We start from the raw sequence: 16,870 nt of genomic DNA on the forward strand, positions 1-16,870 counted from the left end.
GTTGGCCCGACCGGCGGCGTGAATGCACCATGACCTTTGGGATATGGTGTTGCCGTGAAGTGGTGCATTACTTTGCTACCACACCTGCCCACGCATCCTCCAGGGATCTGACGATGTCGCACCAAACCTTCCTGCCCGGCCCCCGCAGCGGACTCTGCGCTGCCGCGCTGCTGCTCTCCACCTCCCTGCTGCTGAGCGGTTGCGCCGCTGGGCCCAACAACGAGGCCAAGGCGGCCGAGACCAAGGACGAGAAGAAGGTCGACGCGGTGCCGGTGGAAGTGGCCGTGGCCAGCCATCGCGCAGTGGCCGCCAGCTACACCGGAACCGCGGCACTGGAGCCGCGCGCCGAATCGCAGGTGGTGGCCAAGACCTCTGGCGTCGCGTTGGCGGTGCTGGTCGAGGAAGGGCAGCGGGTCAGCGCCGGGCAGCCTCTGGTGCGGCTGGATCCGGACCGCGCGCGCTTGTCCGTAGCGCAGAGCGAAGCGCAGATGCGCAAGCTGGAAAACGACTATCAGCGTGCACAGAAGCTGGTCAGCCAGCAGCTGGTCAGTGCGGCCAGCGTCGACCAGCTGCGCTACGACCTGGAAAACATCCGCGCCCAGTACCGCCTGGCCACGCTGGAACTGTCGTACACCACCGTGGTCGCACCGATTTCCGGCGTGATCGCCTCGCGGTCGATCAAGACCGGCAACTTCGTGCAGATCAACACGCCGATCTTCCGCATCGTCGACAACTCGCGGCTGGAAGCCACCCTCAACGTGCCCGAGCGTGAGCTGGCGACGTTGCGCGCAGGCCAGCCGGTCACGTTGTCGGCCGATGCGCTGCCGGGCCAGACCTTCACCGGTGTCGTCGACCGCATCGCGCCAGTGGTCGATTCGGGCAGTGGCACCTTCCGTGTGGTCAGCGCCTTCGATGGCGCCGCGCAGTCGCTGCAGCCGGGCATGTTCGGCCGCATCCGCATCGACTACGACCAGCGTGCCGATGCGCTGGTGGTGCCGCGCCTGGCACTGCTGGACGATGGCGAGCCGGCGGTGTTCCGGGTGCGCGAGGGCAAGGTCGCGCGGGTGCCGGTCAAGCTTGGCTACGCCGAAGGGCCCTGGGTGGAGATCCGTGAGGGCCTGGCCGCTGGCGACCAGATCGTCACCGCCGGCAAGGTCGCCCTGCGCGATGGCACGGCAGTGCAGGTGATCGCCGATCCGAAGGCCAAGGCGAAGACGGTAGCCACCTCGGCCAAGCCGGCAGAGAAGGCCGGGAGCACGCAATGACCGCGCCCGGCCACGACCACGGTGCCTCGCCAGGGAGCGACGGCGCCGCCGCAGGCATGCGTGGCGGCCTGGTGGAGTTCGCCACCCGCCGTCGCGTCACCATCGCCATGTGCACGGTCACCCTGCTGCTGTTCGGCCTGATTGCGCTGGGCAACCTCAAGGTCAACCTGCTGCCGGACCTGAGCTATCCGACGCTGACCGTGCGCACCGAGTACACCGGTGCGGCGCCGACTGAAATGGAAACCCTGATCACTCAGCCGGTCGAAGAGGCCGTGGGCGTGGTCAAGAACCTGCGCAAGCTGAAGTCGGTGTCGCGCACCGGCCAGAGTGATGTGGTGCTCGAGTTCGCCTGGGGCACCAACATGGACCAGGCCAGTCTGGAAGTACGCGACAAGATGGAAGCGCTGAACCTGCCACTGGAAGCCAAGGCTCCGGTGCTGCTGCGCTTCAATCCCTCCACCGAGCCGATCATGCGCCTGGTGCTGTCGACCAAGGCCGCGCCTGCGACCGACGAAGAAGCGATCCGTGAACTGACCGGTCTGCGTCGCTATGCCGATGAAGACCTGAAAAAAAAGCTGGAGCCGGTCACCGGCGTGGCGGCGGTCAAGGTCGGCGGTGGCCTGGAAGACGAGATCCAGGTCGACATCGACCAGCAGAAACTGGCCCAGCTCAACCTGCCGATCGACACCGTCATCAAGCGGTTGAAGGAAGAGAACATCAATATTTCCGGCGGCCGTCTGGAGGAGGGCTCGCAGCGCTTCCTGGTGCGTACCGTCAACCAGTTCGCCGACCTGGAAGAGATCCGCAACCTGCTGGTCACCACCCAGGCATCCAATGGCAGCGCGGCCGACTCGGCGCTGCAGCAGATGTTCAACATCGCGGCCTCGACCGGCTCGGCTGCGGCGGTTGCTGCTGCGTCGGCTGCGCAGAGCGCTTCGTCCGGCGGCGCCTCCAGCGTGGTCGCCAACGGTGTGCCGGTGCGCCTGAAGGACGTGGCCACCGTGCGCCAGGGCTACAAGGAACGCGAAGCGGTCATCCGCCTCGGCGGCAAGGAATCGGTCGAACTGGCGATCTACAAGGAAGGCGACGCCAATACCGTTGCCACTGCCGAGGCGCTGCGCAAGCGCCTTGAGCAGATCAAGGCAACGTTCCCGGCCGATGCCGAACTGACCACCATCGAAGACCAGTCGCGCTTCATCGAGCACGCCATCGCCGACGTCAAGAAGGACGCGGTGATCGGTGGCCTGCTGGCGATCCTGATCATCTTCCTGTTCCTGCGAGATGGCTGGAGCACGTTCGTGATCAGCCTGTCGTTGCCGGTCTCGATCATCGCCACGTTCTTCTTCATGGGCCAGCTCGGCCTGAGCTTGAACGTGATGTCGCTGGGCGGTCTGGCACTGGCCACGGGCCTGGTGGTGGATGACTCGATCGTGGTGCTGGAGAGCATCGCCAAGGCGCGCGAACGCGGCCTGGGCATCCTGCAGGCGGCGATCGCTGGCACCCGCGAAGTAAGCATGGCGGTGGTTGCTTCCACCCTGACCACCATCGCGGTGTTCCTGCCGCTGGTGTTCGTCGACGGCATCGCCGGCCAGCTGTTCCGCGACCAGGCGCTGACCGTGGCGATCGCCATCGCGATCTCGCTGCTGGTGTCGATGACCCTGATTCCGATGCTGAGCTCGCTGAAGGGCCGGCCGCCGCTGGCATTCCCGGAAGAAGCCGCGGCTGAGCCGTGGCAGCCGCAGAGCCGCTGGCAGAAGCCGGTCGCGCTCGGCCGTCGTGGTGTGATGGCAACGATGCGCTGGAGTTTCTATGCGCTGGCATGGTTGGTGGTGCGCCTCTGCCGCGGCGTGGCTGCAGTGGTCGGCCCGGTGATGCGCAAGGCCAGCGACATCGCCATGAAGCCGTACGCCGGTGCTGAGCGTGGCTACCTGCGGCTGCTGCCAGGTGCGTTGGCCCACCCCGGCAAGGTGCTGGGCCTGGCTGCACTGGCGTTCGTCGGCACGATGGCATTGGTGCCGATGCTCGGTGCCGACCTGATCCCGCAGTTGGCGCAGGACCGTTTCGAAATGACGGTCAAGCTGCCGGCCGGCACGCCGCTGAAGCAGACCGATGCGCTGGTGCGTGAACTGCAGTTGGCACACGGCAAGGGTGAAGGCGTGGCATCGCTGTATGGCGTCAGCGGCAGCGGTACCCGCCTGGATGCCAGCCCGACCGAGAGCGGCGAGAACATCGGCAAGCTGACCATCGTGATGGAAGGCGGCGGCAACCCGCAGACCGAAGCGGAGATCACCGAGCGCCTGCGCGACACCATGGGCCAACACCCGGGTGCGCAGGTGGACTTCGCGCGGCCGGCATTGTTCAGCTTCTCCACGCCGCTGGAGATCGAACTGCGCGGACAGGACATGGCCACACTGGAAGTGGCGGGCCAGCGCCTGGCGGCGCTGCTGCGTGGCAACGCGCACTACGCCGACGTCAAGTCGACCGTGGAAGAGGGTTTCCCGGAAATCCAGATCCGCTTCGACCAGGAGCGTGCCGGTGCACTGGGCCTGACCACGCGGCAGATCGCCGACGTGGTGGTGAAGAAGGTGCGCGGCGATGTGGCCACCCGCTACAGCTTCCGTGACCGCAAGATCGACGTGCTGGTGCGCGCACAGGAAACCGACCGTGCCAGCGTGGAGAGCATCCGCCGCTTGATCGTCAATCCGGGCAGCACCCGTCCGGTCACCCTGGACGCAGTGGCTGATGTGGTCGCCACCACCGGCCCGAGCGAGATCCATCGCGCCGACCAGACCCGGGTTGCCGTGGTCTCGGCCAACCTGCGCGACATCGACCTTGGCGCGGCCATGCGCGAAGTGCAGCAGATGGTGTCCGAACAGCCGCTGGGCGCCGGCGTGGGCCTGCACATCGGTGGCCAGGGTGAGGAACTGGCACAGGCCGCGAAGTCGCTGATCTTCGCCTTTGGCCTGGCGATCTTCCTGGTCTACCTGGTGATGGCCTCGCAGTTCGAGTCGCTGCTGCACCCGTTCGTGATCCTGTTCACCATCCCGCTGGCGCTGGTGGGCGCGATCCTGGCGCTCATGCTGACCGGCAAGCCGATCTCGGTGGTGGTGTTCATCGGCCTGATCCTGCTGGTCGGTCTGGTCACCAAGAACGCGATCATCCTGATCGACAAGGTCAACCAGCTGCGCGAGGCCGGCGTGGCCAAGCACGAGGCGCTGGTGGAAGGCGCGCGCTCGCGCCTGCGGCCGATCATCATGACCACCCTGTGCACGCTGTTCGGCTTCCTGCCGCTGGCGGTGGCGATGGGCGAGGGCGCCGAGGTGCGCGCACCGATGGCGATCACCGTGATCGGTGGCCTGCTGGTGTCGACGCTGTTGACCCTGCTGGTGATCCCGGTGGTGTACGACCTGATGGATCGCCGCGGTGATGCCTACTACCGCGAACGTGGCCGCAAGCATGCCGGTGAGGGTCTGCATGCCGCGCAGGGCAGCAGCGCGGGTGGGGAGGAACCGGCATGAGCATTGCCGAGTTCTCCATCCGTCGGCCGGTCACCACCATCATGTGTTTCGTGTCGCTGGTGGTGGTCGGACTGATTGCCTCGTTCCGGCTGCCACTGGAAGCGCTGCCGGACATCTCCGCACCGTTCCTGTTCGTGCAGATTCCGTATACCGGCTCCACCCCGGAAGAAGTCGAGCGGACCATCATCCGCCCGGTGGAGGAGTCGCTGGCGACGATGACCGGGATCAAGCGCATGCGTTCATCGGCAACTTCAGAAGCGGCGTCGATCTTCATCGAGTTCAGCGACTGGGACCGTGACATCGCCATCGCCGCATCCGACGCGCGTGAGCGCATCGATGCAATCCGCAGCGATCTTCCCGACGACGTGCAGCGCTACAACGTGTTCAAGTGGTCCAGCAGCGACCAACCGGTGCTGAAGGTGCGCCTGGCCAGTACCACCGACCTGACCACCGCCTACGACATGCTCGACCGCGAGTTCAAACGGCGTATCGAACGGATTCCGGGCGTGGCCCGGGTCGAGATCACCGGTGCGCCGCCGAACGAGGTGGAGATCGCGATTGATCCGAACCGCCTGAACGCCCACGGCCTGAGCATCAACGAGCTGAGTGATCGCCTGCGCACGCTGAATTTCTCGATCTCGGCCGGGCAGATCGATGACAACGGCCAGCGCGTGCGCGTGCAGCCGGTGGGTGAGATCACCGACCTGCAGGAAATGCGTGATCTGGTCATCAATGCCAAGGGGTTGCGCCTGGGCGACATTGCCGATGTGCGGCTGAAGCCGGCACGGATGAGCTACGGCCGCCGCCTCGATGGCAATCCTGCCGTCGGCCTGGACATCTACAAGGAGCGCAGCGCCAACCTGGTGGACGTCTCACGCGGCGCGCTTGCCGAGGTTGAAGCGATCCGCGCGCAGGACTCGATGCGCGATGTGCAGATCAAGGTGATCGACAACCAGGGCAAGGCGGTGACGTCGTCCCTGCTGGAGCTGGCCGAGGCCGGCGGCGTCGGCCTGATCCTGTCGGTGACGGTGCTGTTCTTCTTCCTGCGCCACTGGCCGTCCACGCTGATGGTGACCCTGGCCATTCCGATCTGTTTCACCATCACCCTCGGCTTCATGTACTTCGCCGGCGTCACGCTCAACATCCTGACCATGATGGGCCTGCTGCTGGCCGTGGGCATGCTGGTCGACAACGCCGTGGTGGTGGTCGAGAGCATCTACCAGGAACGTGAGCGGCTGCCGGACCAGCCACGCCTGGCCTCGATCATCGGCACCCGCAACGTTGCCATCGCGCTCAGCGCCGGCACCTTGTGCCACTGCATCGTGTTCGTGCCCAACCTGTTCGGCGAAACCAACAACATCAGCATCTTCATGGCGCAGATCGCGATCACCATCTCGGTCTCGCTGCTGGCCTCGTGGCTGGTGGCGGTCAGCCTGATCCCGATGCTGTCCGCACGCATGGCCACACCGAAGCTGGTGCATTCGCAGACCGGCGTGATCGCGCGCCTGCAGCGTCGATACGCGCAGCTGCTGGACTGGTCACTGCACCATCGTGGCTGGAGCCTGCTGGGCATCCTGCTGGTGGTGCTGGTCAGCCTGGTACCGATGAAGCTGACCAAGATCGACATGTTCGGTGGTGATGGTGGCAAGGACATCTTCATCGGCTACATGTGGAAGGGCGCCTACACCTACCGGCAGATGTCCGAGGAAGTGGCCCGCGTCGAAGCCTGGGTCGAGGAGAACCGCGAGCGCCTGCACGTGCAGCAGGTCTATTCCTGGTACAGCGAACAGGAAGGCAGTTCGACCGTGGTAACCCTGGACGAGAAGTACGCCAAGGACATCAAGGCGCTGCAGGAGGAGCTGCGCAAGGGCCTGCCGAAGTCCGCGCGCACCGACTACTTCGTTGGCAACCAGGGCGGTGATGGCGGCGGCGGTGGCGGCAACCAGGGCGTGCAGGTACAGCTGGTCGGCGACTCCAGCGCGATGCTGCAGGAGATCGGCCAGGAAGTGCTGCCGCTGCTGGCACAGCGCACCGAGCTGCGCGATGTGCGTATCGACAATGGCGAGAAGGGCGGCGAGCTGAAAGTGCACGTCGACCGCGAGCGCGCGGCGGCGTTCGGCTTCAATGCCGAGCAGGTGGCCAGCTTCGTCGGCCTGGCGCTGCGCGGTGCGCCGATGCGCGAGTTCCGTCGTGGCGACAACGAAGTGCCGGTGTGGGTGCGCTTTGCCGGTGCCGAACAGAGCAGCCCCGAAGACCTGGCGGGCTTCAGCGTACGCACCGGCGATGGCCGCAGCGTGCCGCTGTTGAGCCTGGTCAGTGTCGACGTGGGTTCATCGGCGACCCAGATTGGCCGCACCAACCGCCAGACCACGCTGACCATCAAGGCCAACCTGGCCGAGAAGATCACCGCGCCGGACGGCCGCAAGGCCATGGAAGCAGTGCTCAAGCCGATGAACTTCCCGGCCGGCTACGGCTTCACCTTCGACGGTGGCGACTACGGCGATGACAACGAGGCGATGCAGCAGATGGTGTTCAACCTGCTGATCGCGCTGGTGATGATCTACGTGGTGATGGCCGCGGTGTTCGAATCGCTGCTGTTCCCGGCGGCGATCATGAGCGGCGTGCTGTTCTCGATCTTCGGCGTGTTCTGGCTGTTCTGGATCACCGGTACCTCGTTCGGGATCATGTCCTTCATCGGCATCCTGGTGCTGATGGGCGTGGTGGTGAACAACGGCATCGTGATGATCGAGCACATCAACAATCTGCGCCGGGGCGGGATGGGGCGTACCGAGGCGCTGGTCGAAGGCTCGCGCGAGCGTCTGCGCCCGATCATGATGACCATGGGCACAGCGATCCTGGCGATGGTGCCGATCTCGCTGACCGATACGCAGATGTTCGGCAACGGGCCGGAGTACTCGCCGATGGCGCGTGCGATTGCCGGTGGCCTGGCGTTCTCGACCGTGGTCAGCCTGCTGTTCCTGCCGACCATCTACGCGGTGCTGGATGACCTGCGCAATGCGGTGGTGCGCCTGATCCAGCGCGCCCGTGGGCTGGAGAGGGTAGAGCCGGGCGCTGCCCGGCTGTAATGCACAACACAACGTGTTTGTGGTGGGGGGAGACCGGTCGTAGTGGGGCGGTCTCCCCCGTTTTTTTGTTCGCGGGCCGGGTCAGGCCTTGCGCAGGAACCAGGTGCGACGCGTGTATTCGTGGCCGAAGTCGACATGCCTGAACCGCGCGATCTCACGTGGACCACGCCGGTAGTAGCGCCAGGGCGCCTTCTCTGCCGGAGGGGTCTGGCCATAGAAGACATCCATGTGGCCCACGGGCATCGACTTCGGTGTCACGTGCATGACCACGCTGCGACGCGTGCCGGCCGATGGGTGCGGGGCGCCGCCATGGAACAGCTGCGGGTGCCAGACGATCACGTCACCCGGCTGCACGTGCACTGCCTCCGGTTGCAGGCCAGCATCTTCGCACTGGCGTGCTACCGCGTCCTGATACGCCGTCCAGCCTTCCGGAGACATCGCGCTGACCGGCCCGTCGCCGAGGACTTTGCGGCGCAGTGCCTGCACGTCGATGGGCGGTAGCAGGTGGCTGCGCGGAACCACGCGCAGTGGGCCATTGCTGTCATCAACCGCGTCCAGTGCCGTCCACACGCCCATGTAGCGTTCACCCGGGGAAGTGCAGAACACCGGCGTATCGCGGTGCAACGACTGTTCCGATCCGCGCTCGTAGTAGAGGCTGGTGTAGAGCGTGGTGGGCTCGCCGAAGAAGCGGTCACAGACATCGATGGCCGGGTTGTCGGTAAGCAGGCGCGTCATCGCATCCACTACCAGGTGCAGATTGACAACCCGATACAAGCGCTTGTGATCGTCAAGGTTGCGCGACACCGACTTGGGATTGCGCTGCTTGAAGCGCGCGATGCGCTCGTTGATGTCTTCCACCAGTGCGGGCGCGATGGCCTGGCGCACCACCACGAAACCATCGCGCATCAGCGCATCGTATGCATCCATCGCTGTATTCCTTCCTTAAATGTCGACTATAGCCATGCGTGGCGAGACGTTACCCCGCCACCTTGCTCCACACCTTGCCTGCAGTCAGCCACAGGCCCAGCATGCTGCCCAGGTTGGTCAGCATGAAGGTCAGCACCACGCGGGTGACGCGGTTGCGGTACCAGCCCTTCAACGACTGCGCGTCATCACGCAGCTTGAGGAAATCCTCGTAGGTCGGCTTGCGCAGGCGCGCCTCCACCAGTGCCGAGAACGCACCGGTGGGGATGCTCAGGCGGAACGGCTTGAACGGCGCCACCACGATCGCGGTGAGGATGCTCAGCGGGTGGCTGCCGGCCACCAGACAGCCCAGGCCGGCCAGACCGCCGGTATACATCGCCCAGGTCGCCAGCAGTTCGGTGCCCACGCCCAATCCACCACGATAGAAGCCGACACCGATGCCGGTGGCCACGATGGCGAGGATCGCCAGGGTGAACCACGGGATGTTGCGCTTCTTCGGCACCGCTTCCAGCTGCTCGCGCAACGGCGCGGGCGCCTCGGTATCGGTTTCCAGGTAACGCGCCAGGCCGGCCAGGTGACCGGCACCGACCACCGCCAGCACTTCGCGCTGTTGCGGATCATGCGCTTCACGCAGACGTGTCGCCATGTAGCGGTCGCGCTCGCCGATGATCGTTTCGTACAGGGCCGGGCTCTCGCTGGCGAACTCGCCGAAGCTCGATTCCAGCATGTCACCCTGCTTCAGCTTCTCGATCTCGTCTTCGCCGACATCCTCGGACGAGAACAGGCCGGCGCCGAGCCCGGCCACCAGCTTCAGCTTGCCGAAGAAGCCCAGTCGCTGCGAAGCGCGGCGGAATGTCAGGCCGACTTCGCGGTCGATCAGGTGCACCGGCAGGTTGCGCTCGCGTGCCAGGTCCACTGCACGCTTCAGTTCGGCGCCCGGCTCGATGCCGAGCTGTTCGGCCAAGCGGCGCTGGTAGGCCGACAGCGCTAGGTTGGCGGCGAACAACGCGACGCGGCCCTTGCGGATCACTTCCACCAGGTCCAGTTTGGCCAGCGTGTCCGGGTCGCTCAGTGCCTGCAGGCGCTGCGGGTCCAGCTCGACGGCGACGGCATCGAAACGTCCGCTGTCGATGGCTTTTTCTACTGCCTCGACGCTGGCATGGGAGACGTGGGCAGTGCCCAGCAGGGTGTAGCGCACGCCATCGCGTTCGACCACGCGCACGGGCTGGCCGGCAAACAGATCGTCGCCGGTTTCGGGAAGGGTTTCGGTCATGGAATCATTCATTGGAAGGAGCGGAATCGGCGCCATCGCCGAGCGCGCGCTGCATCTGTACGGTGTCCAGCCAGCGGCCGTGCTTGCGGCCGAGGCCGCGGAACACGCCCACCAGCTGGAAACCGAAGCGTTCGTGCAGCTTGATGGAGGCAATGTTGGTCGGCTCGCCGATCACCGCCACCATCTGTCGATGGCCGCGCGCGGTGCAGGCATCGATCAGTGCCTGCAGCAGGCTGGTGCCGACGCCCCGGCCCTGGAAGCGTGCATCGACATAGACCGAGTTTTCAACGGTCCACTGGTAGGCGATGCGCGTGCGGTAGGTGTTGGCATACGCGTAGCCGGCAACCTGGCCGTCGACCTCGGCCACCAGGTAGGGGAAGCCGCGGTCGATGATGTCGCGCATGCGGCGCAGCATCTCGGCCTGGTCAGGAATCTCGTACTCGTAGGTGTTGACGAAGTCGGTCACTTCCACCGCGTAGATCGCGGTGATCGCAGCGATGTCGGCAGGGCCGGCATCACGGATGAGTACGGCCATGCGCGGGCTCCGGGTCAGTCGATGTAGCGCTTGAGCAGATCGCCGTAGGCGTCGATGCGACGATCGCGCAGGAACGGCCAGATGCGGCGCACGTGCTCGCTGCGTTGCAGGTCAACCTCACACATCAGGATCGTCGCGTCGGTGCCGGCTTCGGCCAGGAACTCGCCCTGCGGGCCCAGCACGTGGCTGTTGCCCCAGAACTGGATGCCCGAGGCGCCCAGCGGCGACGCTTCATGACCCACGCGGTTGCAGCTGAGCACCGGCACGCCGTTGGCCACGGCATGGCCACGGTGGCTCAGCACCCAGGCGTCGCGCTGGCGGGTCTTCTCGTCCTGCACGTCATCCGGATCCCAGCCGATCGCGGTGGGGTAGAGCAGCAGTTCAGCACCGGCCAGCGCCATCAGGCGCGCCGCTTCCGGGTACCACTGGTCCCAGCACACCAGCACGCCAAGGCGGCCGACCGAGGTGTCGATCGGTTTGAAGCCGATGTCGCCCGGGGTGAAGTAGAACTTCTCGTAGAAACCCGGGTCGTCCGGAATGTGCATCTTGCGGTACTTGCCCAGCAACGTGCCGTCCTTCTCGAAGACCACGGCGGTGTTGTGGTACAGGCCGGCAGCGCGGCGCTCGAACAGCGAGCCGACCAGCACCACGCCGTGCTTCTTCGCCAGCGCGCCCAGGCGCTCGGTGCTTGGGCCCGGGATCGGCTCGGCCAGGTCGAATTCATCGACCGATTCGTGCTGGCAGAAGTAGGGACCGTTGTGCAGTTCCTGCAGCAGCACCAGCTTCGCGCCCTGCGCCGCAGCGTCGGCAACACGCGCTTCGATCACCGCCAGGTTGGCGGCGGCATCACCGTGGTTGCGCTCCTGGATCAGGGCGACGGTAAGAGGGCTGCGCGAGTTCATGCGGGGCGATCCTGCGGGGGAAAACCCGCATGTTAACGCGGATGCGGCATGACAGCGTGTTGGCTGCTGAATGGTGCACGCAACCGGTAGCGCCGGGCCATGCCCGGCGGATTCTCCAGATGCCGCTGCGCTCGCCGGGCATGGCCCGGCGCTACCGCGTGGCTTTATGCCTTCAACAGCCCCGCGGGCAGCTGCATGGTGATGCAGTGCAGGCTGCCGTTCTGCCAGATCAGCGAGCGGCAGGGCACCTGCACGATCTCGCGGCCGGGGTGGGCCTGTGCCAGCACATCGCGGGCCAGGTCGTCGGCCGGGTCGCCATAGGCTGGCATCAGCACCGCACCGTTGACGATGAGGTAATTGGCATACGAAGCAGCCAGGCGGCGGCCTTCATCGATTACCGGCTTTGCCCACGGCAACGGGAACAGGCGGTACGGCTGGCCGTCGCGCGTGCGCAGTGCGGCCAGCTCGGCACCCATCGCCTGCAGTTCGGCGTAGTGCGAATCGCTGGCGTCGTCGCAGGCCTGGTAAACGATGCTGTCGGCCGAGGCGAAGCGGGCGAGGGTGTCGATATGGGCGTCGGTGTCGTCGCCTTCCAGATAGCCATGATCCAGCCACAGCACGCGTTCCTGCTGCAACCAGTTCGACAGGTCGGCGCTCAGGCTGTCGCGGTCACGGTCGGGATGGCGTTCGTGCAGGCACTTCCAGGTGGTCAGCAGGGTGCCTTCACCATCGGTCTCGATGCCGCCGCCTTCCAGTGCGAACGGAATGCTGCGCACCGTCGCGTCGTTGAACACGCCGGCCTGGTCGAGCACGCCGACCAGCTGGTCATCGAGGGTGGCATCGAACTTGCCGCCCCAGCCGGTGAAGCGGAAGTCCAGCAGCTGGAAGCTGCCGTCGGCGCGGCGCAGGGTGATCGGGCCCGAATCACGCAGCCAGGTATCGTCGTACGCGGCGGTGGTGAAGTGGACCTTGTCCATGTCGATGCGGTTGGAGCGCAGCCGCATCTCGGCATAGGTCTCCACGTCATCGTCGGCCACGCAGATCAGCACCGGCTGGAAGCGGGTGATCGCCGCAACCAGGGCGATGTAGGTCTCTTCCACCTGGCCCAGGCGCTCGGCCCAGTCGGTGTCGGCGGTGGGCCAGGCAATCAGGACGCCGCTCTGGGCTTCCCATTCGGCAGGAAAACGAAGGGTCTGGTTCATGGTCTCGCTACACGCGCCCGCCGGTGGCGGGCATGGGGGTCAACGGATCGGCGGCTTGGGGCCGATTTCGTTCGGATCCGCCTGGTTTGCCACCACGTCGATCACCTTCTGCTTCTCGAAGTAGACGGTGAACTGCGGGTACACCCAGCGGTGGATGGTCGGCCATTGCCGTTTCTGTCCGCCGCGCGGCTGCAGCTGCTCTGCCGGCGCGCCGAACTGGGACTGCACCTGCTGCATGCTCTGGCCGCGGACGGGCAGGGCGCCGGCCGGCTTTTCGCGGGCGCGGTCGACAAGCAGGGTATCGGCCAGCGCCGGGGTGGCGGCAGCCAGGGTGGCCAGTACGGCCAGGGTGCACAGGTAACGCGTCATCTCGATCTACTCCCCAGTGGTCAAGAACAGCGATTACAGCAAAAACGGCAGGAAAAAACCGCATAAACAAAAAACCGCCCGAAGGCGGCTTTTTGCATCGGGTCGGCCCCGCGTGGGGCCAGCCGCGGTCACAAGGACCGTTGGGCTTAGCGCTGACGCGCCTTGAAACGCGGGTTCGACTTGCAGATGACGAAGATCTTGCCACGACGACGCACGACCTTGCAGTCACGGTGACGGGCCTTCGCCGACTTCAGGGAGGACAGAACTTTCATGGCATACCTCGGCGTAAACAGTAGTTGTTCGGGTGGAGCGTGGCCGCGATATGCGAAAGACAATCGGCAGTTGACGCTCGTTCAAGCCCGCCATTCTACCGGGCTTTTCCCCATGGTTTCAAGTGGTTGCACAAATGGCCCGTTGCGGGGTGTCTGGCAGGGGCTAGAATGCCCCCTTCACACGCGCAAGGACCCCCATGAATCCACTCGTTCCCGTCCTGACCATCGACGGCCCATCAGGGGCTGGCAAGGGTACCATCAGCCGCATCGTGGCGCGCCGGTTGGGCTGGCACTACCTGGATTCGGGCGCTCTGTACCGCGCCGTCGGCGTGGCGGCCAGCTGGGCCGACATCGACACCTCCGATGCCTCCGCGCTGGTGCGCTGCACCTTTGATACCCATGTCCAGTTCGTCGAGCAGGGCGATGCCATGCGGGTCCTGGTCAATGGCACCGATGCCACCGACGAGCTGCGGCTGGAGACCACCGGAGCGCTGGCGTCGGCCATTGCCGCCATTCCCGAGGTCCGGGCCGCCCTGAAGGAGCGCCAGCGCGCATTCAGGATGGAGCCGGGGCTGGTCGCCGACGGCCGCGACATGGGCACCGTCATCTTCCCCGACGCCCCCTACAAGGTCTTCCTGACCGCCAGTGCCGAGGAGCGCGCCGAGCGCCGGCATAAGCAGTTGAAAGACAAGGGGGTTTCTGTTAACTTTGAAGACCTCCTGCGCGAGATCATGGCCCGCGACGCCCGTGATGCTCAGCGTACCGTGGCGCCCCTGAAGCCGGCAGACGATGCTGTCCTCATCGACACCACAGGCATCGGCATCGAAGATGTCGTTGCCAGAGTGATGGATCTGCTTCCGGTTCCGGCTGCCTGATCCGTTCGCGCGGGAGCTCTGCCAGCAGCATCGGTGGAGGTCGCGCATCTGCAGTGCTGTAAAAGCTCCGTCGCGCAATGATGCGTGGCGGTTTTCCTACTTCCACACACGACCTGCATTTCCGGGGTCGACCAACAGGCGGGCGGCAGCCATTCCCTGAAGGGAAGCCAGCCGACCCATGTGTCCAACAGAGTAAATCTAATGACCGAATCATTTGCCGAACTGTTTGAAGCCAGCCAGGCCAACCTGGCCAAGCTGAAGCCGGGCGCCATCGTCAGCGGTACCGTTGTTGAAGTCCGCGGCGACGTCGTGGTGATCAACGCCGGGCTGAAGTCGGAAGGCATCGTGCCGATCGAACAGTTCCGTAACGACGCTGGCGAAATCGATGTTGCCGAAGGCGACATCGTCAAGGTCGCCCTCGACTCGATCGAGAACGGCTTCGGTGAAACCGTCCTGTCGCGCGAGAAGGCCAAGCGCGCGATGGTGTGGGACGAGCTGGAAGAAGCGTTGGAAAAGAACGAAACCATCACCGGCCGCATCAGCGGCAAGGTCAAGGGTGGTTTCACCGTGGACATCAAGGATGTCCGCGCCTTCCTGCCGGGTTCCCTGGTCGATGTGCGCCCCGTGCGCGATCCGGCCTACCTGGAAGGCAAGGAGCTGGAATTCAAGCTCATCAAGCTTGACCGCAAGCGCAACAACGTCGTGGTCTCGCGCCGCGCTGTCGTCGAAAGCGAGCACTCGGAAGAGCGCGAGCAGCTGATGGACAAGCTGCAGGAAGGCGCGATCCTGAAGGGTGTCGTCAAGAACCTGACCGATTACGGCGCATTCGTGGACCTGGGCGGTATCGACGGCCTGCTGCACATCACCGACATGGCATGGAAGCGCGTGCGCCATCCGTCCGAAGTCGTGAACGTCGGCGACGAGCTGGACGTGCGCGTGCTGAAGTTCGACCGCGAGCGCAACCGCGTTTCGCTGGGCCTGAAGCAGCTGGGCGAAGATCCGTGGGATAACATCGCCCGTCGTTACCCGGCCAACAGCCGCGTGTTCGGCAAGGTCTCCAACGTCACCGATTACGGCGCATTCGTCGAAATCGAGCCGGGCGTCGAAGGTCTGGTGCACGTTTCCGAGATGGATTGGACCAACAAGAACGTCAACCCGTCCAAGGTTGTGCAGGTCGGTGACGAAGTTGAAGTCATGGTCCTGGACGTCGACGAGGAGCGTCGCCGCATCTCGCTGGGCATGAAGCAGGTTGCCGCCAATCCGTGGGAAACCTTCGCTGCCACCCACAAGAAGGGAGACAAGGTGTCGGGCCAGATCAAGTCGATCACCGACTTCGGCATCTTCATCGGTCTGGACGGCGGCATCGACGGCCTGGTTCACCTGTCCGACATCAGCTGGGCGACCACTGGCGAAGACATCGTTCGCAACTTCAAGAAGGGCGACAACCTGGACGCAGTGGTCCTGGCCGTCGATCCGGAGCGCGAGCGCATTTCGCTGGGCGTCAAGCAGCTGGAGCAGGATCCGTTCGGCCAGTACATGGCGACCAATCCGAAGGGCTCCAAGGTCGAAGGCGTGGTGAAGGAAGTCGACGCCAAGGGTGCGATCATCGAGCTGTCCGACGGCATCGAAGGCTATGTTGCAGCTCGCGACATCGCCAACGAGCGCGTCGACGACGCGACCCAGCATCTGAAGGTCGGCGACAAGGTTGAAGCCAAGTTCGTGGGCATGGATCGCAAGGGTCGTACCCTGCAGCTGTCGATCAAGGCCAAGGACGACGCTGAAATGCGCGAAGTGCTGGAGGAATACCAGTCCTCTTCGGCTTCCAGCGGCACCACCCAGCTGGGCGCGCTGCTGCGTGCACAGCTGAACGGCAACAAGTCCGAGTAATATCGGCCTTACGCTGTTCGTTGTTTCCTGGACGGCCCGGGCACTGCCCGGGCCGTTTCAGGCTGAGATGCCCCTGATGTGAGCCGGTAATGACCAAATCCGAACTGATCGAAATCCTCGCGCGCCGGCAGGCGCACCTGAAGGCCGATGATGTCGATCTGGCGGTCAAGTCATTGCTGGAAATGATGGGGGGCTCACTGTCGGCCGGCGATCGCATCGAGATCCGCGGCTTTGGCAGCTTTTCGCTGCACTACCGTCCGCCGCGCCTGGGTCGCAACCCGAAGACCGGCGAATCGGTTGCCCTGCCGGGCAAGCATGTCCCTCATTTCAAGCCAGGCAAGGAATTGCGCGAGCGGGTCAGCAGTGTGCTGCCGCTGGACGCAGATCCGGCCTGAGCCATCCGTCGCGCGACTTCGTGCGAATCCCGCCACGAGTCGGATAAGCTACGGCCTCCTGCCAATGGAGCTGTCGCATGAAAGTTTTTCGTCTGCTGGTCCTGCTGGCGGTTCTCATCCTTGGTCTGATCATCGGTGCGGTCAACATGACGGCCATGTCGATCAACCTGCTGTTTACCCAATTGAACACGTCCGTCGGCGTGGCGCTGATTGCCGCCCTGCTGATCGGTGTCGTGGTCGGTGCTGGCCTGGTGCTGGTAAGCGTGGTCATTCCGCTCTACAGCCAGCTGCGCCGTGCCAACAAGTCGGCGGCTGCACCGTCGGCGCCGGTCGCCCCCTCCCAATCTTTTGATGGACGTTGATCGAA

General features: G+C 65.0%; 14 protein-coding genes. 7 read left to right on the plus strand and 7 right to left on the minus strand.

Annotated elements, in window-relative coordinates:
- Positions 1–113 precede the first annotated feature (113 nt).
- The 3 genes from CR156_RS06995 to CR156_RS07005 are packed head-to-tail and all read left to right on the plus strand — an operon-like array spanning position 114 to position 7,869.
- Complete coding sequence (locus CR156_RS06995) at positions 114–1,265, plus strand: efflux RND transporter periplasmic adaptor subunit (protein WP_100552302.1); 1,152 nt, start codon at positions 114–116, stop codon at positions 1,263–1,265.
- Positions 1,262–4,783 (plus strand): efflux RND transporter permease subunit, encoded by a 3,522-nt coding sequence (locus CR156_RS07000; protein ID WP_100552303.1) that lies wholly within the window; start codon positions 1,262–1,264, stop codon positions 4,781–4,783. Before CR156_RS06995 ends, CR156_RS07000 begins: the two co-directional genes overlap by 4 nt.
- Positions 4,780–7,869: an efflux RND transporter permease subunit gene (locus tag CR156_RS07005; RefSeq protein WP_100552304.1), complete on the plus strand. Its 3,090-nt coding sequence runs from the start codon at positions 4,780–4,782 to the stop codon at positions 7,867–7,869. The genes CR156_RS07000 and CR156_RS07005 overlap by 4 nt, the downstream gene beginning before the upstream one ends.
- Positions 7,870–7,950: 81 nt before the next feature.
- On the opposite strand, the gene CR156_RS07010 is transcribed toward CR156_RS07005, so the two are convergent.
- The 7 genes from CR156_RS07010 to ykgO form a co-directional block, all read right to left on the minus strand.
- Complete coding sequence (locus tag CR156_RS07010; RefSeq protein WP_100552305.1) at positions 7,951–8,796, minus strand: phytanoyl-CoA dioxygenase family protein; 846 nt, start codon at positions 8,794–8,796, stop codon at positions 7,951–7,953.
- Between the two features lie 49 nt (positions 8,797–8,845).
- Positions 8,846–10,066: a TraB/GumN family protein gene (locus CR156_RS07015; protein ID WP_100552306.1), complete on the minus strand. Its 1,221-nt coding sequence runs from the start codon at positions 10,064–10,066 to the stop codon at positions 8,846–8,848.
- A 4-nt stretch (positions 10,067–10,070) separates the two neighbouring features.
- Positions 10,071–10,601: a GNAT family N-acetyltransferase gene (locus CR156_RS07020; protein ID WP_100552307.1), complete on the minus strand. Its 531-nt coding sequence runs from the start codon at positions 10,599–10,601 to the stop codon at positions 10,071–10,073.
- Between the two features lie 14 nt (positions 10,602–10,615).
- Positions 10,616–11,503 (minus strand): carbon-nitrogen hydrolase, encoded by an 888-nt coding sequence (locus CR156_RS07025; RefSeq protein ID WP_025875046.1) that lies wholly within the window; start codon positions 11,501–11,503, stop codon positions 10,616–10,618.
- A 164-nt stretch (positions 11,504–11,667) separates the two neighbouring features.
- A complete protein-coding gene (locus CR156_RS07030; protein ID WP_100552308.1) occupies positions 11,668–12,705 on the minus strand; it encodes an agmatine deiminase family protein in 1,038 nt (345 codons plus the stop codon).
- A 39-nt stretch (positions 12,706–12,744) separates the two neighbouring features.
- Positions 12,745–13,074: a hypothetical protein gene (locus CR156_RS07035; protein WP_089240526.1), complete on the minus strand. Its 330-nt coding sequence runs from the start codon at positions 13,072–13,074 to the stop codon at positions 12,745–12,747.
- A 146-nt stretch (positions 13,075–13,220) separates the two neighbouring features.
- On the minus strand, positions 13,221–13,346 hold the full coding sequence (gene ykgO, locus CR156_RS07040) for a type B 50S ribosomal protein L36 (RefSeq protein ID WP_005409283.1): 126 nt from the start codon (positions 13,344–13,346) through the stop codon (positions 13,221–13,223).
- Positions 13,347–13,543: 197 nt separating this feature from the next.
- Here ykgO and cmk point away from each other — a divergent pair, with 197 nt between their 5' ends.
- The 4 genes from cmk to CR156_RS07060 all read left to right on the plus strand — a co-directional run bounded on the left by cmk (position 13,544) and on the right by CR156_RS07060 (position 16,865).
- Positions 13,544–14,221: a (d)CMP kinase gene (cmk, locus tag CR156_RS07045; protein ID WP_032977572.1), complete on the plus strand. Its 678-nt coding sequence runs from the start codon at positions 13,544–13,546 to the stop codon at positions 14,219–14,221.
- Between the two features lie 201 nt (positions 14,222–14,422).
- A complete protein-coding gene (rpsA, locus tag CR156_RS07050) occupies positions 14,423–16,108 on the plus strand; it encodes a 30S ribosomal protein S1 (RefSeq protein WP_025875032.1) in 1,686 nt (561 codons plus the stop codon).
- Between the two features lie 89 nt (positions 16,109–16,197).
- Positions 16,198–16,503 (plus strand): integration host factor subunit beta, encoded by a 306-nt coding sequence (locus CR156_RS07055; protein ID WP_005409286.1) that lies wholly within the window; start codon positions 16,198–16,200, stop codon positions 16,501–16,503.
- A gap of 77 nt (positions 16,504–16,580) precedes the next feature.
- Positions 16,581–16,865: a lipopolysaccharide assembly protein LapA domain-containing protein gene (locus tag CR156_RS07060; protein WP_025875021.1), complete on the plus strand. Its 285-nt coding sequence runs from the start codon at positions 16,581–16,583 to the stop codon at positions 16,863–16,865.
- Positions 16,866–16,870 lie beyond the last annotated feature (5 nt).

This window comes from Stenotrophomonas lactitubi (assembly GCF_002803515.1).
In the GTDB taxonomy this organism is placed as follows: Bacteria; Pseudomonadota; Gammaproteobacteria; order Xanthomonadales; family Xanthomonadaceae; genus Stenotrophomonas; species Stenotrophomonas lactitubi.